Below are 19,566 nucleotides of genomic sequence, written 5' to 3'. Positions count from 1 at the left end.
GTATGGGAGTCGGGCGATGGATGATGCCATGAGCGAGCCAGTTCGAACCCCACCCTTCGCCGCCTTCGAATGGCTGCTGTCCGGACGCTATCTCCGCGCGCGCCGTAAAGAAGGATTCATCTCCGTCATTGCCGGCTTCTCGTTCCTCGGCATCATGCTCGGCGTTGCCACGCTGATCATCGTGATGGCCGTGATGAACGGCTTCCGCAAGGAGCTGCTCGACAAGATCCTGGGTCTCAACGGGCATCTGCTGGTGCAGCCGCTGGAAAGTCCTCTGACCGACTGGAAGGATGTCGCCGACCGCATCAGCGGCGTGAATGGCATTCGTCTCGCGGCGCCGGTCGTGGATGGCCAGGGATTGGGATCATCCGCGTTCGGTGCGGCCGGCATCTTTATCCGCGGTATTCGCTCTGGCGATCTCAATAACCTCACGTCGATCGCCAAGAACATCAAGCAGGGCACGCTCGAAGGCTTCGATGACGGGCAGGGTGTGGCGATCGGTCGGCGGCTGGCAGATCAGCTCTCGATCCATGCCGGCGACATGATCACGTTGATCTCGCCGAAGGGGGCGGTGACCCCGATGGGCACGACGCCGCGCATCAAGCCCTACAAGGTTGCTGCTGTCTTCGAGATCGGCATGTCGGAATATGACTCGACCTTCGTGTTCATGCCATTGGCCGAGGCGCAGACTTACTTCAATCGCCCCTCTGACGTGACCTCGATCGAGGTCTACACCAACAATCCCGACAGGATCGACGAGTATCGCAAACTCGTGACCGAGGCGGCCGGGCGGCCGATCTTCATCGTCGATTGGCGGCAGCGCAACTCGACCTTCTTCAATGCGCTGCAGGTCGAGCGCAACGTCATGTTCCTGATCCTGACGCTGATCGTACTGGTGGCGGCGCTGAACATCGTCTCCGGCCTGATCATGCTGGTGAAGGACAAGGGCAGCGACATCGCGATCCTGCGCACCATGGGCGCCTCTCAAGGCTCGATCATGCGGGTGTTCCTGATCACGGGTGCTGCGATCGGCGTGGTCGGGACGCTGGTCGGCTTCTTCGTTGGACTACTGGTCTGCTTCAACATCGAGACGATCCGGCAATTCATCTCGTGGATGACATCCACTGAGCTGTTCTCGCCGGAACTGTATTTCCTGTCCAAGCTGCCGGCCGAGGTCGACGTGGGTGAGACCAGCGCGGTCGTGATCATGGCGCTGACGCTGTCGTTCCTGGCTACCCTCTACCCGTCGTGGCGCGCCGCGCGCCTCGATCCCGTCGATGCGCTAAGATACGAGTGAGTGACTGATATGGCGCAAGGGGCAGATGATGTACCGGTGGTCTATCTCCACGACATCAAGCGGCAATACACTCAGGGCGAAAGCGTTCTGACCATTCTCGACAATGCCAAGCTGGCATTGTGGGCGGGGCAGTCGGTCGCGCTGGTGGCGCCGTCCGGCTCGGGCAAGTCGACGCTGCTGCATATTGCCGGCCTGCTCGAGAGCCCGGATGACGGCGAGGTCTATGTTGGCGGCACCGCGACCTCGGGCCTGTCGGACACCGAGCGCACCCAGATCCGCCGCACCGATATCGGGTTCGTCTACCAGTCACATCGGTTGCTGCCGGAATTCACCGCGCTGGAAAACGTCATGCTGCCGCAGATGATCCGCGGCCTGAAGCGCTCCGAGACGGTTGCCCGCGCCAAGGAAATCCTGGCCTATCTGGGTCTGGCCGAACGCATCACCCATCGCCCGGCGGAGTTGTCGGGCGGCGAGCAGCAGCGCGTTGCTATTGCCCGCGCGGTAGCCAATGCGCCGCGCGTGCTATTTGCGGATGAGCCGACGGGCAATCTCGATCCGCACACCGCGGATCATGTCTTCAAGGCGCTGATGCAGCTGGTGAAGGCGACCAAGGTGGCGATGTTGATAGCGACCCACAACATGGAACTGGCTGGCCGTATGGATCGGCGGGTGTCGCTGGAAAACGGCAAGGTCGTCGAACTCGACTGACCCCGCCACTCGTTTCAGTTGAGAGAGAAAAAGCGAGGCGCCGCGGACGGCGCCATCGCTCAGTAGCTGTTCTTACGCTTGCGCTTTACGCGCGGCTGCTGCGGCGCGTAGGTCTGCGCATAGGCCAGCGCTGGATTGGCGAAGCAGGTCAGGCCGATGCCCGATGCCGTCGCGGCGCACTGCGCATAGGTGCGGTAGCTGCAGTCGTCGTCGTCATAGAGCGAGCGCATGCAGAACGGATAACCGCTCGGCGTATTGAACGAGAACGGGCCGGGATCGGTGCGCTGTGCTGCGGCGGGCGAGACGGTGAGGGCCGAGAGGGCGCCGAGGGCGACCAGAGCAAGCAGGGCTGCGCGCATCGAATTCTCCTGCCGACTCAGATGGCCGGCTGCATGTGATCTCTGACCGGCACAAAGCCGGTCCGAGAGGTATTCGTCAACTCACAAAGCCGGATTCCGCTCCGCATCTGGCGCCGGAAACATGCCGTAACAGGGCTTGTTTGGCACAGGCGACGCGATACGGCGCAAGTGATTCCCGGCGAGGAGGGAATTGGCTCGCTGGGCGCAAAGCGTGCCGGCTCGCCATCTTAACCATTCGGAATATGAGGCGCGACGCGCCCGGATCGGCTGCTTGACTCAGGAACAGAATGAGAACAATGTTCTTCATATGTTCCAGATATCACGGAGGCCACCATGTTGAAGACCTTTGTTGAAGAAGCCGCTGCACTGGCATCGATCGTTCTGTTCGTCGGCATGATTGCGGTTTGGGCGCAACTGATCCCCCAGCTGTGATCCTGCTCCCGGACGCTGGCTGCGAAGCTGGCGCCGGAACACCGGGGAAGCACTCTCCGGTGGATACGGGAACGCTCCCGGGGAATGACAAGCATTCCCTAGGGAATGCGGGGACGCTTCCGGGCCCGAGCGGGTTTCACATGGACTTGGCCGGGGGCAGGCATCACCATGGGGTAGCGAGTCGGCCTGAACAGGCTGCCGCGATCCCCAGTGTCGATGACTGCCCAGATCGGGCGCTGCAAAGTCCGGAACGCCCCACGCCATGAGTCAGAAGCCCGCCGCCGCGTCGAATGCCGGATTTGTCCATCTGCACGTGCATTCGGCCTATTCGCTGCTGAAGGGCTCGATCAAGATCCAGAAACTGGCGGAGCTGGCCAAGGCCGACCATCAGCCAGCGCTGGCGCTGACCGACAGCGACAACATGTTTGGCGCGCTGGAATTCTCCGAGAAGCTGGTGGGCTACGGCATCCAGCCGATCACCGGCTGCGAGGTCGCCATCGATTTCGGTGACCAGGATCCGAACGCCCGAAATGCGCTGAACGCCGTGATGCCGCGCATTGTGCTGCTGGCTGCCAAGGAGCGCGGCTATCAGAGCCTGATGAAACTCAACTCGCGCGCGTTTCTGGAAACCCCGGTCAATCATGCGCCCCACATCAAGCTGGACTGGCTGCTGGAGGAAACGGAAGACCTGATCGCGTTGAGTGGCGGTCCGGACGGTCCGATCAATCAGGCGCTGCTCGCCGATCAATCCGCGCTTGCCGCTGCGCGTTGCGACCGGCTCGCGTCGCTATTCGGCGATCGACTCTATATCGAACTGCAGCGTCATGGCGCCGAGAAGGAGCGCCGCGCCGAAGCCGGTTTGATAGACTTGGCTTACGCCAAGGGCCTGCCGTTGGTGGCAACGAACGAGCCGTATTTTGCCGCCGCGGATGACTATGAGGCCCATGATGCGCTGCTATGCATCGCCGGTGGCAGGATCATTGCCGAGACGGACCGCGAGCAGCTTACCACCGATCATCGCTTCAAGACCCGCGCCGAAATGGCAGTTCTGTTTGCCGACATCCCCGAGGCATTGGCGTCAACCGTCGAAATCGCCGAGCGCTGCTCGTTCCGGCCAAAGACGCGCAAGCCGATCCTGCCGCGCTTCACGGTCGGCGCCGGCAGCAACGCCGAAGGTGCGGCCCAGGAGGAATCCGACGAGTTGCGCCGTCAGGCCGAGGAGGGCCTGCGCAAGCGTCTCGAGATCCACGGCGTGTCACAGGGCAAGAGCGAGGAGGAATACCACGCTCGGCTCGACTTCGAACTTAACGTCATCTCCCGCATGAACTATGCGGGTTACTTCCTGATCGTGTCTGACTTCATCAAATGGGCGAAGGCACAGGGCATTCCGGTGGGGCCGGGCCGCGGTTCGGGCGCGGGCTCGCTGGTCGCCTGGGTGTTGACCATCACCGATCTCGATCCCTTGCAGTTCAATCTTCTGTTCGAACGCTTCCTCAATCCGGAACGCGTCTCGATGCCGGACTTCGACATCGACTTCTGCCAGGATCGTCGCGGCGAGGTGATCTCCTATGTGCAGCAGCGCTACGGCCGCGATCAGGTCGCGCAGATCATCACCTTCGGTACGCTGCAGGCGCGCGGCGTGTTGCGCGACGTCGGCCGTGTGCTGCAGATGCCCTATGGCCAAGTCGACAAGCTGACCAAGCTGGTGCCGCAAAATCCGGCCGCGCCAGTGACACTTGCAGCCGCGATCGAGGGCGAGCCGAAACTGCAGGCGCTCCGCGACGAGGATCCGATCGTCGCCAAGGCTTTCGATATTGCGCAGCGTCTCGAGGGCCTGACGCGCCACGCTTCGACCCACGCCGCAGGCATCGTGATTGGCGACCGGCCGCTGTCGCAGCTCGTGCCGATGTATCGCGATCCGAAGTCGGACATGCCGGTCACCCAGTTCAACATGAAATGGGTCGAGCCCGCAGGTCTCGTGAAGTTCGACTTCCTCGGCCTGAAGACGCTGACGGTGCTCGACGTCGCCGTGAAGCTGCTCAAGCAGCGCAATATTGACGTCAATCTTGCGACCACGCCGATTACCGACGCCAAGAGCTACGAAATGCTGGCGCGCGGTGAAGTGGTCGGCGTATTCCAGGTGGAAAGCCAGGGTATGCGGCGCGCGCTTGTGGACATGCGGCCCGACCGTTTCGAGGACATCATCGCGCTGGTCGCGTTGTATCGTCCGGGCCCGATGGCGAACATCCCGACCTATTGCGCGCGCAAGCATGGCGATGAAGAGCCGGAATATCTGCATCCGATCATCGAGCCGATCCTGAAGGAAACCTTCGGCGTCATCATCTATCAGGAACAGGTGATGCAGATCGCGCAGGTCATGGCCGGCTATTCGCTCGGTGACGCCGACCTGCTGCGCCGGGCAATGGGCAAGAAGATCCGCGCCGAAATGGAAAAGCAGCGCGAGATCTTCGTTGCAGGCTCTGTCAAGAACGGCGTGCCGAAGGGGCAGGCCGATACGATCTTCGATCTGCTGGCAAAATTCGCCGACTATGGCTTCAACAAGAGCCACGCGGCGGCCTATGCGCTGGTGTCGTATCACACCGCCTATATGAAGGCGCATTATCCGGTGGAGTTCATTGCGGCGTCGATGACGCTCGACATGGGCAACACCGACAAGCTGTCGGAATTTCGCGCCGAGGCGCAGCGGCTCAGTATCAAGGTCGAGGCGCCGAACATCAATCGTTCGGGCGTCACCTTCGAGGTCAGCGACAACACGATCTATTATGCGCTGGCCGCGTTGAAAGGCGTCGGCGCTGGCGCCGTCGAGCTGATCGTCGCCGAGCGCAACAAGAATGGTTTGTTCACGTCGCTTGCCGACTTTGCGTCGCGCGTGAGCCCACGCGCCGTCAACAAGCGCATCATCGAAACGCTCGCTGCGGCCGGCGCCTTCGATACGCTCGATCCACATCGTGCCCGCGTGCATGGCGGCGCGGATGCTATTTTGGCCGCCTGCCAGAGCGCCCACGTGGATACGACAATCGGTCAGGGAAACATGTTTGGCGGCGCGGCCGATGCGCCGACCATCATGCTACCGCAGATCGACAACTGGCTAGCGGCGGAGAAGCTGCGCAAGGAATACGACGCTATTGGCTTCTTCCTGTCCGGCCATCCGCTTGACGATTACGCCACCGCCCTGAAGCGGCTGCGAGTGCAGAGCTGGGCCGAGTTCTGCCGAGCCGTCAAAACCGGCGCTACGGCGGGCAGGGTCGCGGCTACCGTCGTGTCCCGCATGGAGCGGCGGACCAAAACCGGCAACAAGATGGGCATCATGGGTCTGTCCGACCCGACCGGCCATTTCGAGGCGGTGCTGTTCTCCGAAGGGCTTGCCCAATACCGCGACGTGCTGGAACCGGGTACCGCGGTGCTGCTGCAACTCGGTGCCGAACTCCAGGGCGAGGACGTTCGGGCCCGGGTTCTCCACGCGGAACCTCTGGATGCCGCCGCTGCCAAGACCCAGAAGGGGCTCAGGGTGACCATGAAGGACACCAAGGCACTGGATTCGCTGGTAAAACGCCTCCAACCGCAGCCGAGCAATGCCGCCGGCGGAGGCGACGTCTCGCTGATCCTTCGCCTCGACCTGCAAACTGAGGTCGAATTCAAGCTCGAAGGCCGGTTCCAGGTGTCCCCGCAGATCGCCGGCGCCATCAAGGCGGTTTCCGGGGTGGAAATGGTCGAAACGCTTTGAGCTGGCAACCCGCGCGGTAAACCGGCCGAAGCCGCCGGATTTCCTTGCTTATCCCGGGAATCCGGCTATAAGCCGGCCCATCTCACACGGAAGCATGGCTTAATCGCCGTCCGGTGGCATCCGGGCTGCACGGCAGATCCTCTGCCCGAACGCTCGTTTGCTCACACGCTTCCGGAGGAAACAACCGGAGAATTGATACTATGGCACTACCCGAATTTTCTATGCGTCAACTGCTCGAAGCTGGCGTCCACTTTGGCCACCAGTCGCATCGCTGGAATCCGAAGATGGCGAATTACATCTTCGGCGCACGCAACAACATCCACATCATCGACCTCGCGCAGACCGTGCCGTTGCTGCACACCGCGCTGAAGGCTGTGAGCGACACCGTCGCCAAGGGCGGCCGCATCCTGTTCGTCGGCACCAAGCGCCAGGCGCAGGACGTCGTTGCCGAAGCTGCGAAGCGCTCGGCGATGTACTTCGTCAATTCGCGCTGGCTCGGTGGCACCCTGACCAACTGGAAGACCATCTCCGGTTCGATCAAGCGTCTGCGTCACCTCGACGAAGTGCTGAACTCCGGCGACGCGTCGGCCTACACCAAGAAGGAGCGTCTGACGCTGCAGCGCGAGCGCGACAAGCTCGATCGCTCGCTGGGCGGCATCAAGGACATGGGCGGTCTGCCCGACCTGATCTTCGTGATCGACACCAACAAGGAAGACATCGCGATCCAGGAAGCCCAGCGTCTGGGTATCCCTGTCGCGGCGATCGTCGACACCAACTCGGATCCGAAGGGCATCACCTATGTGGTCCCGGGCAACGACGACGCCGGCCGTGCGCTGTCGCTGTATTGCGATCTGATCGCACGCGCTGTCATCGACGGCATCTCGCGTGCCCAGGGCGACTCGGGCTTCGATATCGGTGCGTCGGCTGCCCCGGTGGCTGAGGCCATCCCGGCTCCGGAAGCAGGCTTCCAGGGCCTGGCCGGTCCGCGCGGCACCGCCGACGATCTCAAGAAGCTCACCGGCGTATCCGGTGCGATCGAGAAGAAGTTCAACGACCTCGGCATCTTCCACTACTGGCAGCTGGCCGAACTCGATCACGACACCGCCCACAAGATTGGCGAAGAAGTTGGTCTTCCGGCCCGTGCCGACGGCTGGGTCGCCCAGGCCAAGGGTCTGACGGCGGAAGCTGAGTAACGCGCAGGCGTGATCCCGGAACCGGTGTCCCGGTTCCGGACAAAATCATGCCGATGCGACAGCCAAGAAACTATTGTGCGGCCGTCATCCCGGCCGCACTTTCCATCTCTACACTTCTCTCGATGATAGTTCCTGCGGCGTAACGCGATTGACCAGCACCGGCTGGCTCGCAGGCGCCCTGACAGGCAAAGGGTTCAACGATGGCAACGATTACTGCAGCGATGGTCAAGGACCTCCGCGAAACCACCGGCGTCGGCATGATGGATTGCAAGAACGCACTGGCTGCCAATGACGGCGACATGCAGGCGTCAATCGACTGGCTGCGCGCGAAGGGCCTGTCCAAGGCCGCCAAGAAGGCTGACCGCGTCGCGGCCGAAGGCCTGATCGGCGTTCTCACTGCCGGCAACAAGGGCGTCGTGGTCGAAGTCAATTCCGAGACCGACTTCGTCGCGCGCAACGATCAGTTCCAGGGCCTGGTCAAGATGATCGCCCAGGTCGCGCTCAAGGTCGGCTCCGATGTTGAGGCCATCAAGGCGCACAAGGTTGGCGACGTCACTGTCGAGACCGCGATCACCGAGGCCATCGCCACCATCGGCGAAAACATGACCCTGCGCCGCGCCGCGACGCTGGAAGTCTCGGCCGGCGTCGTGTCGAGCTACGTGCATAACGCCGTGATCGAAGGTCTCGGCAAGATGGGCATCATCGTCGCGCTGGAATCCACCGGCAAGGCTGACGAGCTCGCCACCCTCGGCAAACAGATCGCGATGCATGTCGCTGCTGCCAATCCGCAGGCGCTGGACTCCGCCGGCCTCGATCCGGCCGTCGTTGCTCGCGAGAAGGAAGTGATGGCGGACAAGTATCGCCAGCAGGGCAAGCCGGATGCGATGATTGAGAAGATCGTCGAGAACGGCCTGAAGACCTATTACAAGGAAGTCTGCCTGCTGGATCAGGCCTTCATCCACGACACCGGTAAGTCGGTGGCGCAGGCCGTCAAGGAAGCCGAAGGCAAGGTTGGCGCGCCGATCAAGCTCGCTGGCTTTGTGCGCTACGCGCTCGGCGAAGGCATCGAAAAGCAGACTTCGGACTTCGCTGCCGAAGTTGCCGCCGCCAGCGGCCAGAAGTAAGACGAATTGGAATACCTCCCGGCGATCTACGCCGGGAGCTGCCGCCTCGAAAGGAAGCGATCGCATCATGGGTGAGCCGCTCTATCGTCGCGTCGTGATCAAGGTCTCGGGTGAGTCTTTCGCCGGAGGCCAGTCATTCGGTATCGATCAGCCGACCATCGACCGCATCGCCGTCGATCTCATTGCAGCCCAGAAACTTGGTGTCGAAGTCGCGGTCGTCGTCGGTGGCGGCAATATTTTCCGCGGCGTCGAAGTCTCCTCGCGTGGTGTGTCGCGCCCGACCGGCGATAGCATGGGCATGCTCGCTACCGTTATGAACTGCCTGGCACTGGAAGCTGCGATCGAGCGCCACGCCGTGCCGGCCCGCACGCTGTCGGCGATGGTGATGCCGCAGGTCTGCGAACTCTTCACACGTGCTGCCGCACACAAATACCTGTCCGAGGGCCGGATCGTGCTGCTGGCCGGCGGTACCGGCAATCCGTTCTTCACCACCGACACGACCGCAGTGTTGCGCGCTGCCGAGATCGGCGCATCGGCCGTGCTGAAGGCGACCAATGTGGACGGCGTGTACAGCGCCGATCCAAAGAAGGATCCTAACGCGACGCGCTTCGAGCGTCTCAGCCATTCGCAGGCGGTGGAGGGGAACTACAAAGTCATGGATGCGACGGCTTTCGCGCTTGCCCGCGAGACCTCGCTGCCTATCATTGTGTTCTCGATCGCCGAACCGGGTTCGATCGGCGCCATTTTGACTGGTACTGGCCGCGGCACCATCGTCGCGGGCTGATTTTAGACGGGTTCGGAGCGCCATACCCGCTTCGCACCAGCAGGATACAAGGGAGAGCTGCATGGCCACCATGGCCCCATTCGACATCAACGACCTCAAGCGCCGTATGCAGGGCTCGACCCAGTCGCTGAAGCATGAGCTTGGCGGCTTGCGCACCGGACGTGCGGCAGCCTCGATGCTGGAGCCGGTCCAGGTGGAAGCCTATGGCAGCCACATGCCGCTGAACCAGGTTGCGACCGTCAGCGTTCCCGAGCCGCGCCTGCTGTCGGTGCAGGTTTGGGACAAGTCGATGGTCAAGGCGGTGGAAAAGGCGATCGTCGATTCCAATCTCGGCCTTAGCCCGGCAACCGAAGGCCAGATTCTGCGGCTACGCATTCCCGAATTGAACACCGAGCGCCGCAAGGAACTCGTGAAGGTCGCGCATAAATATGCCGAGGCAGCCAAGGTCGCCGTGCGCCACGTCCGCCGCGACGGTCTCGACATCATCAAGAAGCTCGAGAAGGCTCACGAGATTTCCGAGGACGACCAGAAGCGCCACGATACCGAAGTGCAGAAGGTCACGGACAGCATAATCGCTGAAATCGATCAGTTGCTGGCGGCTAAGGAAAAGGAAATCATGACGGTTTAAGCGTCAGAAGCCGCTTTTAAGCTGTTGAAAAGCGTATGGTCCGCAAATTGGTCACATATGTGCCGGACCATAGGCTGGGGATTTTAATCGATGTCGAATGCCGCCGCGCCCGCAGATGATGGATCGGACCGATCCAGGCCTTTGCATGTCGCGATCATCATGGACGGCAATGGGCGCTGGGCTGCAGCGCGGGGGCTTCCGCGCGCCGAGGGCCATCGCCGCGGCGTCGAGGCACTTCGCCGTGTGGTGCGGGCATCCAACGAACTCGGCATCCAATATTTGACGATCTTCTCGTTCAGCTCCGAGAACTGGTCGCGGCCCGCATCCGAGATCAGCGATCTATTTGGCCTACTGCGTCGCTTCATCCGCAACGATCTTGCCACGCTGCATCGTGACGGCGTGCGCGTACGCGTGATCGGAGAGCGCCAGGGTCTCGATTCCGATATCGCGTCATTGCTGAAAGAGGCCGAGGACCTGACGCGGGGCAACACCCAGCTCAATCTCGTGGTCGCCTTCAACTACGGCTCGCGGCACGAGATCGCCACGGCAGCGCAGCGCCTTGCGCGCGAGGTTGCCGAGGGCAAGCGGACGCCCGAAAGCATCAATGTCGATACGCTCGGCCAGTATCTCGACGCGCCTGATATTCCGGACCCGGACCTGATCATCCGCACGTCGGGTGAACAGCGGCTATCGAACTTCCTGATGTGGCAGGCTGCCTATAGCGAGTTCGTATTCGTGCCGATCCACTGGCCGGATTTCGACAAGGCCGCGCTGGAAAGCGCCATTGCCGAATATGCCCGCCGCGAGCGGCGTTTCGGCGGTCTCGCCGCGAAAACCGGTTCGTGACCGGCGTGACCCAGGACGACAGCACGCCGAAGCGGGCGGATGACCGGGGGCTGCGCAATCTCTTGATGCGCATCCTGGCCGCGCTGGTACTGATCCCCGTCGCGATTCTCGCCGCCTATACCGGTGGCTGGCTGTGGTTCGGCCTCGTGACGCTGGTGTCGGTTGGTCTCTTCCTGGAATGGCGGGCCATTGTCGGCAATCATGTCGGCTGGATCGGGCTCGGCGTCGTCTATGCCTTGGCTGCGTTTGCGGCGTCCATTGTCGTGCGCCTCGATCCCGTCTGGGGCTTCTCGGCCCTGATGTTCATTCTGTTGGTGGTCTGGATGACCGATATCGGCGGCTATTTCGCCGGGCGCGGCATCGGCGGCCCGAAACTGTGGCCGCGCGTCAGTCCGAAGAAGACATGGGCCGGCGCTATCGGCGGTTTTGTTCTCAGCCTCGCTGTGGCTGCCGGTTTTGCCATGAATGGTTTGGGCAGCCTGCTGCCGCTGCTCATGATCGCAACCGTGCTGACGGTGCTGTCGCAACTTGGTGATCTCTTCGAGTCCGCAGTGAAGCGCAAATTCGGCGTCAAGGATTCCGGCCAGATCATTCCTGGCCATGGCGGTCTGCTGGATCGCCTCGACGGCTATGTATTCGCGGTGGTTGCTGCCGCGGTGATCGGTCTTTTACGCGGCGGCGCAGATGGCGTCGGCCGCGGTCTTATGGTTTGGTGATTTGATGAGCGCTGTTCCCCTGCGAAATAACAAGCCCGCCGCGTCCAGTCTGCGCAGCATCACTGTCCTCGGTGCGACCGGTTCGATCGGCGACAGCACCATGGATTTGCTACGAGCCTCGCCCGAGCGGTACCAGGTGGAGGCTTTGACGGCTAACGGCAACGTCGAAGGCGTGGTCAAGCTGGCCAAGGAATTCAACGCGCGCTTTGTGGCCGTCGCTGATGAATCCAAGTTGGACGAACTCCGCGCGGCACTCGCCGGCACCGGCATCGCCAGCGGGGCAGGGGATAGCGCCATCGTCGAGGCCGCCGAGCGGCCGGCCGACTGGCTGATGGCCGCCGTGTCGGGCGCCGCCGGCTTGAAGCCTGCGCTCGCCGCCGTTGATCGCGGTGCAACGGTTGCACTGGCCAACAAGGAATGCCTCGTTTGCGCCGGCGATTTCTTCATGGATCGCGCCGCCAAGGCGGGCGCCTGCATCCTGCCGGCGGACAGTGAGCACAATGCGCTGTTCCAGGCGCTGGCCTCCGGCAGCCGCGAGGAACTGACCCGCGTCATCATCACCGCCTCGGGCGGACCGTTCCGCACCTGGGCTGCCGCCGATATCGAGCAGGCAACGCTGGCGCAGGCGCTGAAACATCCGAACTGGTCGATGGGGCAGAAGATTACCATCGATTCCGCATCAATGATGAACAAGGGCCTCGAAGTGATCGAGGCGTCCTATCTGTTCGCGCTGGCGCCGGACGAGATCGATGTATTGGTACATCCGCAGTCGATCATTCACGGCATGGTGGAGTTCCGCGATTATTCTGTCATGGCGCAGCTCGGTTCGCCCGACATGCGCACGCCGATCGCACATTGCCTGGGTTGGCCGGACCGCATCCCGGGCCGGGCGCCGCCGCTCGACCTTGCCAAGATCGGGTCGCTGACCTTCGAGGCACCGGATTACGCGCGCTTCCCTGGCCTGAAGCTGGCCTATGACGCGCTGCGCACCGGCAGCGGCGCGACCACCGTCTACAACGCGGCCAACGAGATCGCCGTGGCTGCCTTCACCGCCCAGAAGATCCGCTTTGGCGCCATTGCACGGCTGGTCGAAGCCACCATGAATGAATGGGTGCGGGCAGGGAATCTGGCGCCGTTGTCATCGGCGGATGACGCCATCGCTGTTGACCATAAAGCGAGAAAAATGGCTGCCACCCTCTTGCCTCAAATTGCCGCAAAGGCATCCTAGAGCATTGGGGACGGGGCCTTTGGCCTCGCGTTAGGGGATCGGGATGCTTGAGTTTTTCCAACATAGTTTCAATACGTTGAGCCACGGCTTTATCGGCTATATCATCCCCTTTCTGTTTGTCCTGACGATCGTGGTGTTCTTCCACGAACTCGGCCACTTCCTGGTCGCACGCTGGAACGGCGTTAAGGTCCTGACGTTCTCGCTCGGCTTCGGTCCTGAACTCGCCGGCTTTAACGATCGCCATGGCACGCGCTGGAAGATTTCCGCGATTCCGCTTGGCGGCTACGTGAAGTTCTTCGGCGACGAGAGCGAAGCCTCGACCCCCTCAAGCACCGCGCTGGAAGGCATGACGGCGGATGAGCGCAAGGGCAGCTTCCACCACAAGCGGGTTGGCCAGCGTGCGGCCATCGTGGCTGCTGGTCCGATCGCCAATTTCATCCTCGCGATCGTCATTTTCACCTGTCTGTTCACATTCTTTGGCAAGCCGAGCACGACCGCCAAGGTCGACAGCATTCAGGCTGGCAGCGCGGCCGAGAAGGCCGGGTTCCAGTCGGGCGACATCATCAAGGCCATCGATGGCAAGGTCATTGGCAGTTTCTCCGACATGCAGCGCATCGTCGGCACCAAGGCCGGCGAGCAGCTGGCCTTCAGCGTCAAGCGCGGCGAAGCCACGGTTGAGCTGAAGGGCACGCCAGAACTTCGCGAAGTCAAAGACAGCTTCGGCAACGTCCATCGTCTCGGCGTCCTCGGCATTACCCGCGCGACAGCGGTTGGCGAAGCGACCACCGAGCGGGTCAATCCGGCGACCGCTTTCGTGCTGGGCGTCAAGGAAACCTGGTTCGTCGTGGACCGCACCATTGCCTATATCGGCGGTGTGTTCACCGGACGCGAGGCGGCCGACCAGATCGGTGGTCCGATGCGAATCGCCCAGATCTCGGGGCAGGTGGCGACAATCGGCCTGACCGCCCTGATTCACCTGGCGGCGGTTCTGTCGATCTCGATCGGCCTTCTCAACCTGTTTCCAGTGCCGCTTCTCGATGGCGGTCATCTTTTGTTCTATGTCGTCGAAGCCGTTCGCGGGCGTCCGCTGTCGGAGCGCGCACAAGAGATGGGCTTCCGCATTGGCCTCGGTTTAGTGCTGATGTTGATGGTATTTGCGACCTATAATGACATTCTTCACCTGGCTTCGTCATGATCGAGGCTGGGGGTAACGTGGCCGATGGGCAACGTCTTGGAATGAAATTAGAATTGCAGCGCGAAAGGTCGTTTGCCAGTCAGGTAAAATTGGCTACAAGCTGGGCCACTAAAGGGATTCTGTCAGACCGTAGGGGTGCGGGCTGGCGATGGAATGATAAGGGCGCTTTGCGCATGATTTTTGGTTTGCGGGGTTTCCGAGGCGGCCTTCTTGCTGCTTCGATCTTGGTCGCCATGCCGGTCGCCGTTACAGCGACTGCTGCGCTCGTTTCTTCGACTGCCGTGGCTCAGACCGCCGCTTCGATTGTTGTTGAAGGCAATCGTCGCGTGGATGTGGAGACCATCCGCTCCTATTTCCGTCCCGGCCCGAGCGGCCGATTGGATCAGGGCACCATTGATGACGGCCTCAAGTCGCTCATCGAGACCGGCCTGTTCCAGGATGTGAAGATCAATCAGGCCGGTGGCCGTCTGGTCGTCAGCGTCGTCGAAAACCCGGTCATTGGCCGCGTCGCCTTCGAAGGTAACAAGAAGGTCAAGGACGACCAGCTGAACGCCGAAGTGCAGTCGAAGCCGCGCGGGACGCTGTCGCGCCCGATGGTGCAGGCAGACGCGCAGCGCATCTCCGAAATCTATCGTCGCTCTGGCCGTTATGACGTCAGCGTCGTTCCGGAATTCATCGAGCAGCCGAACAACCGCGTCGACCTGATCTTCACGATCAACGAAGGCGCGAAGACCGGCGTGAAGTCGATCCAGTTCATCGGCAACAACTATTACTCGTCCTACCGCCTCAAGGACGTCATCAAGACCCGTGAATCGAACCTCCTGAGCTTCCTGGCTTCGGGCGACATCTATGATCCGGACCGCATCGAAGCCGATCGCGACCTGATCCGCCGCTATTACCTAAAGAACGGCTTCGCCGACGTTCAGGTCGTTGCCGCGCTCACCGAATACGACCCGAACCAGAAGGGCTTCCTGGTCACCTTCAAGATCGAAGAAGGCCAGCAGTACCGCGTGTCGTCGGTCGACTTCTCGTCCACCATTCCGCAGTTCGATCCGAACTCGCTGCGCAGCTTCTCGCGCGTTGGCGTCGGCTCGCTTTACAACGCGGAAGCGCTGGAGAAGTCGGTCGAGGAAATGCAGATCGAAATGTCCCGCCGCGGCTACGCCTTTGCCGTCGTGCGTCCGCGTGGCGATCGCAATTTCGAATCTCACACCGTCACCATCGGCTTCACGGTGGAAGAGGGCCCGCGCGTCTATATCGAGCGCATCAATGTGCGCGGCAACACGCGTACCCGTGACTATGTCATCCGTCGCGAATTCGATCTCGCAGAAGGCGACGCCTATAATCGTGCGCTGGTCGATCGTGCCGAGCGCCGCCTGAAGAACCTCGACTTCTTCAAGAGCGTGAAGGTGACGACCGAGCCTGGTTCATCCAGCGATCGCGTGATCCTGGTTGTCGATCTGGAAGAAAAATCCACCGGCGACTTCTCGGTCTCGGGTGGTTACTCGACCACCGACGGTGCACTCGGCGAAGTCAGCGTCTCGGAACGTAACTTCCTCGGTCGTGGCCTGTTTGCCAAGGCGTCGGTCCAGTATGGCCAGTATGCCCGTGGCTACTCGCTGTCCTTCGTCGAGCCTTACCTGCTCGACTACCGCGTGGCCCTTGGCCTCGATTTCTATCAGCGCGAGCAGCTGTCCAACAGCTACATTTCGTACAACACCAAGACGCTAGGCTTTAGCCCGCGTCTCGGCTTCCAGCTGCGTGAAGATCTCGCGCTGCAGCTGCGCTACTCGATCTATCAGCAGCAGATTTCGCTGCCGAGCACGCTCGCGAATTGTAACAATCTTCCGGGCAGCCCGACTGCAACCAACACGCCTGGCTATCTGAATTCGTTGTTTGGCCTTGGCTTCGCCGAAACAGGTTCCGGCAACTGGGGCTGTTATGCAGATGGCGAGTCGTCGCTGCCGGTTCGCCGCGAACTGGCCAGCGGCAAGACGCTGACCTCGGCGCTCGGCTACACGCTGAACTACAACACCCTCGACAACAACAAGAACCCGACCGACGGTCTGTTCCTGGAGTTCAAGCAGGACTACGCTGGCGTCGGCGGCGACGTGACTTACCTGAAGACCACCGTCGATGCGAAGTATTACACCCCGCTTGTGGCCGACATCGTTGGTTTGCTGCGTGTCCAGGGTGGCATGCTGAACAAGGTCGGCGAAGACATCCGCATGCTGGATCACTTCCAGATGGGTCCGAACCTGGTGCGTGGTTTCGCGCAGAACGGTATCGGTCCGCGTGACATCAGCTACGTTGCGCTGGGATCCTACGGTGACGCACTCGGCGGCACGAAGTATTGGGGCGCTTCGGCTGAATTGCAGATGCCGTTCTGGTTCCTGCCGAAGGAAGTTGGCATCAAGGGTGCGGTCTATGCCGATGCTGGCGGCCTCTGGGATTATCAGGGACCGACGAGCTGGGCTCAGACTGGCGAAGTCAACGCTGCCGGTTGTGTGGCTGCTAGCCGGACTTCGGTCGGTAACTGCGCTGGCATGACCTATGACGACGGCAATGTCGTGCGGTCGTCGGTCGGTGTGGGCCTGATCTGGCAGTCGCCGTTTGGTCCGCTGCGCTTCGATTACGCAGTGCCGATCACCAAGGGCGCCTATGATCGCGTGCAGCAGTTCAAGTTCGGCGGCGGAACTTCGTTCTGAGTTTGATCTCCGGCCGGACCGCGACGGGTGGAATGGTTCTGCCGACGTTCTTCAAGCAATCGCCGTCGTTGACGCTGGCTGAAATAGCCGCGTCAACGAAGGCGCGACTGGTCGACCCGACGCGGGCCGACCAGATCGTGACTGGCGTAGCCTCGCTCGATGAGGCTGGCCCCCATCACCTGACCTTCTTCGAAAATCTCCGCTACATCGACCAGCTAACCCACACCAAGGCCGGTGCCTGCCTGGTGAGCGAGAGCTTCAAGGGCGATATTCCGGCTCACGTAACGGTGCTGCGCGCCAAGCGGCCGTTCGCAGCCTTCGTGGAATTGGCGCGCGAGCTGCACGCGGATACGCTGCGTCCGGTCTCCGGCTTTGACATTACTGGCATCGCCGCATCCGCCGTCATCCATCCCACTGCTCAGCTCGAAGATGACGTTACGGTGGATCCGCTGGCCGTGATCGGCCCGGATGTGGAGATCGGTTCCGGCACCATCATCGGTTCTGGCGCGGTGATCGCCGCCGGGGTCAAGATCGGACGCGACTGCAATATCGGCGCTGGCAGCACGCTGCAGTTCACACTGATCGGCAACAACGTACTCGTTCATCCCGGCTGCAAGTTCGGCCAGGACGGCTTTGGCTTCGTGTTCGGCCGGGACGAGCACATCAAGGTCCCGCAGACCGGCCGTGTCCTGATCCAGAACGACGTCGAGATCGGTGCCGGCACCACCATCGACCGCGGCAGCCTGCGCGATACCGTGATTGGCGAGGGGACCAAAATCGACAATCAGGTCCAGATCGGCCACAATGTGACAATTGGACGGCACTGTGTGATCGCTGCGAAATGTGGCCTTGCAGGCAGCCTGACCATCGGCGACAACGTCGCGCTGGGCGCCATGGTGGGCCTCAACAATCACATTACGATTGGCGATGGCGCGCAGGTCGCGGCAATGGCCGGAGTGAAAGACAGCATTCCGCCGCGCGCGCGGTGGGGTGGCATCTTTGCCCGGCCGACCAAGCAATGGTTCCGCGAGATCCTCGCGGTTGAGAAACTCGCCCGCGAGAGCATGCCGGGAACGGATGCGACGACGCAGGATACGAAAGACGAGGGGCGGGAATGAGCCAGGATTTACCAAGCGATGGCGCATCGCCGATCATCATCGAGACGGTCGACATCAACACCATCCTCAAGACCCTTCCGCATCGCTATCCGTTTCTTCTGATCGATCGTGTCGTCAACATCCGCAAGGACTTCAGCGGCATTGGTATCAAGAACGTCACGATCAACGAGCCGGCATTCCTCGGGCATTTTCCTGATCGCCCGGTCTATCCCGGCGTGTTGATGATCGAAGGCATGGCTCAGACAGCGGGCGTGATCGGCATCTCGTCCGTCGAAGGCACCGAGAAGCCGCGTGCGGTGTATTTCCTCACCATCGACAAGTGCAAGTTTCGCAAGCCGGTGATGCCTGGCGATACGATCGAATATCATCTGCACCTGATCGGCCGGAAAAAGGCGATGTGGTGGTTCCATGGCGACGCCAAGGTAAATGGCAAGGTCGTCGCCGAGGCCGATGTCGGTGCAATGCTGACAGACTGATTGGCACCTACCTGAACGCGCATGATGCCATCGAAGACCTCGATGGCATCATGCGTTTGTAAGTCATGGTATGAGACGTGTCGTAACAGATCGCAATCAGACGTCACTGGACAGGCTCGGGAACCCACGTTAACCAACGGAAAAACCTAGATATTTGTAGGCAGCTTGATGGCTGGGATTGGACTGTTTCGATGAGCAAGATCGACCCGACGGCGCGGATCGAGGATGGTGCTGTCATTGGCGAGGGCGCCGAAATCGGACCCTTCTGCATTATCGGACCGCATGTCACGATCGGTGCAGGCACAAAGCTGCTGTCGCATGTCAACGTGACGGCGCAGACGAGCATCGGCGAGAACTGCACAATCTATCCGTTCGCGTCATTAGGCACGCCCCCGCAGTCGCTCAGCTACAAGGGAGAACTGACCAGGCTGACCATCGGCAATGGCTGTACCATCCGCGAGTCCGTGACCATGAATGCGGGCACTGTCGCCGGTGGCGGCATTACGTCGGTGGGCGATCGCGGCTACTTCATGAACTGCGCCCATGTCGGCCATGACTGTCACGTCGGCAACGACGTGATCTTCGCGACCTCGGCGACGCTTGGCGGTCATTGCGAGATCGGCGATTTCGTTTTCATGGGCGGGCTGTCGGCCGTGCACCAGTTCACCCGCATTGGCTCCCAGGTCATGGTCGGCGGCATCTGCGGCGTGCGCGGTGACATCATCCCGTTCGGGCTTGTGAATGGTCAGTATGCGGCGCTGGAAGGCCTCAACATCATCGGCATGAAGCGCCGCAAGTTCACCAAGGAGCGCGTCGCCGCCGTGCGCTCGTTCTATCAAAAGCTGTTCCATGGCCCCGGCGTCTTTGCCGAGCGGCTCGAGCGCGTGCAGCCCTTGGCGAATGACGATCCGGCGATTGCAGAAATCCTGACATTCATCGCCGGCGCCAAGCACCGCGCGCTGTGCCTGCCCGAGGATAGCAAGAGCAGTTCCTGAATTCGGGTATCGCG

At 61.6% G+C, this 19,566-nt stretch carries 16 protein-coding genes; 15 read left to right on the top strand and 1 reads right to left on the bottom strand.

Features of this window, described 5'->3' with window-relative positions; genetic code table 11:
• The first annotated feature begins 16 nt into the window (after positions 1 to 16).
• Entirely contained in the window at positions 17 to 1,297 is a 1,281-nt protein-coding gene (locus tag AB7951_RS15065; protein WP_068730873.1) for a lipoprotein-releasing ABC transporter permease subunit, read from the top strand.
• Positions 1,298 to 1,306: 9 nt separating this feature from the next.
• Entirely contained in the window at positions 1,307 to 2,005 is a 699-nt protein-coding gene (locus tag AB7951_RS15060) for an ABC transporter ATP-binding protein (protein ID WP_068730961.1), read from the top strand.
• A gap of 59 nt (positions 2,006 to 2,064) precedes the next feature.
• On the opposite strand, the gene AB7951_RS15055 is transcribed toward AB7951_RS15060, so the two are convergent.
• Positions 2,065 to 2,364, bottom strand: coding sequence for a DUF3551 domain-containing protein (locus tag AB7951_RS15055; protein ID WP_120290013.1), 300 nt, complete (start codon positions 2,362 to 2,364; stop codon positions 2,065 to 2,067).
• Positions 2,365 to 3,058: 694 nt separating this feature from the next.
• Here AB7951_RS15055 and dnaE point away from each other — a divergent pair.
• The 13 genes from dnaE to lpxA all read left to right on the top strand — a co-directional run bounded on the left by dnaE (position 3,059) and on the right by lpxA (position 19,552).
• Positions 3,059 to 6,541 carry a DNA polymerase III subunit alpha gene (gene dnaE, locus AB7951_RS15050; RefSeq protein WP_120290011.1) on the top strand — a complete coding sequence of 1,161 codons (3,483 nt, stop codon included), beginning with the start codon at positions 3,059 to 3,061 and terminating at the stop codon, positions 6,539 to 6,541.
• A 200-nt stretch (positions 6,542 to 6,741) separates the two neighbouring features.
• Positions 6,742 to 7,734, top strand: a complete 993-nt coding sequence (locus AB7951_RS15045) for a 30S ribosomal protein S2 (protein ID WP_068730869.1) — start codon at positions 6,742 to 6,744, stop codon at positions 7,732 to 7,734.
• A 200-nt stretch (positions 7,735 to 7,934) separates the two neighbouring features.
• Positions 7,935 to 8,858 (top strand): translation elongation factor Ts, encoded by a 924-nt coding sequence (gene tsf, locus AB7951_RS15040; protein ID WP_093758766.1) that lies wholly within the window; start codon positions 7,935 to 7,937, stop codon positions 8,856 to 8,858.
• 67 nt (positions 8,859 to 8,925) lie between these two features.
• Positions 8,926 to 9,642 carry a UMP kinase gene (gene pyrH / locus AB7951_RS15035; RefSeq protein ID WP_068730867.1) on the top strand — a complete coding sequence of 239 codons (717 nt, stop codon included), beginning with the start codon at positions 8,926 to 8,928 and terminating at the stop codon, positions 9,640 to 9,642.
• A 70-nt stretch (positions 9,643 to 9,712) separates the two neighbouring features.
• The gene (frr, locus tag AB7951_RS15030; RefSeq protein ID WP_374725665.1) at positions 9,713 to 10,270 is read left to right on the top strand and encodes a ribosome recycling factor; all 558 of its coding nucleotides are present in this window, start codon (positions 9,713 to 9,715) and stop codon (positions 10,268 to 10,270) included.
• A gap of 90 nt (positions 10,271 to 10,360) precedes the next feature.
• Positions 10,361 to 11,116, top strand: a complete 756-nt coding sequence (locus tag AB7951_RS15025) for an isoprenyl transferase (RefSeq protein WP_120290009.1) — start codon at positions 10,361 to 10,363, stop codon at positions 11,114 to 11,116.
• Positions 11,117 to 11,121: 5 nt separating this feature from the next.
• Positions 11,122 to 11,832 carry a phosphatidate cytidylyltransferase gene (locus AB7951_RS15020; protein ID WP_439062645.1) on the top strand — a complete coding sequence of 237 codons (711 nt, stop codon included), beginning with the start codon at positions 11,122 to 11,124 and terminating at the stop codon, positions 11,830 to 11,832.
• A gap of 4 nt (positions 11,833 to 11,836) precedes the next feature.
• Positions 11,837 to 13,060 (top strand): 1-deoxy-D-xylulose-5-phosphate reductoisomerase, encoded by a 1,224-nt coding sequence (gene dxr, locus AB7951_RS15015; RefSeq protein WP_120290007.1) that lies wholly within the window; start codon positions 11,837 to 11,839, stop codon positions 13,058 to 13,060.
• Between the two features lie 43 nt (positions 13,061 to 13,103).
• A complete protein-coding gene (rseP, locus tag AB7951_RS15010; protein ID WP_120290005.1) occupies positions 13,104 to 14,255 on the top strand; it encodes an RIP metalloprotease RseP in 1,152 nt (383 codons plus the stop codon).
• A gap of 173 nt (positions 14,256 to 14,428) precedes the next feature.
• On the top strand, positions 14,429 to 16,963 hold the full coding sequence (gene bamA / locus AB7951_RS15005; protein WP_120290003.1) for an outer membrane protein assembly factor BamA: 2,535 nt from the start codon (positions 14,429 to 14,431) through the stop codon (positions 16,961 to 16,963).
• Positions 16,964 to 16,995: 32 nt separating this feature from the next.
• On the top strand, positions 16,996 to 18,081 hold the full coding sequence (gene lpxD / locus AB7951_RS15000; protein ID WP_120290001.1) for a UDP-3-O-(3-hydroxymyristoyl)glucosamine N-acyltransferase: 1,086 nt from the start codon (positions 16,996 to 16,998) through the stop codon (positions 18,079 to 18,081).
• Positions 18,078 to 18,557, top strand: a complete 480-nt coding sequence (gene fabZ, locus AB7951_RS14995) for a 3-hydroxyacyl-ACP dehydratase FabZ (RefSeq protein ID WP_068730861.1) — start codon at positions 18,078 to 18,080, stop codon at positions 18,555 to 18,557. The genes lpxD and fabZ overlap by 4 nt, the downstream gene beginning before the upstream one ends.
• 191 nt (positions 18,558 to 18,748) lie before the next feature.
• On the top strand, positions 18,749 to 19,552 hold the full coding sequence (lpxA, locus tag AB7951_RS14990) for an acyl-ACP--UDP-N-acetylglucosamine O-acyltransferase (protein ID WP_120289999.1): 804 nt from the start codon (positions 18,749 to 18,751) through the stop codon (positions 19,550 to 19,552).
• The last annotated feature ends 14 nt before the right edge of the window (positions 19,553 to 19,566 follow it).

It is taken from the genome of Tardiphaga sp. 285_C5_N1_2, assembly GCF_052076065.1.
GTDB classification, from domain to species: domain Bacteria; phylum Pseudomonadota; class Alphaproteobacteria; order Rhizobiales; family Xanthobacteraceae; genus Tardiphaga; species Tardiphaga robiniae.
Note: the sequence above shows the minus strand (reverse complement) of the source record. Positions and strands in the feature narration are given on the sequence as shown.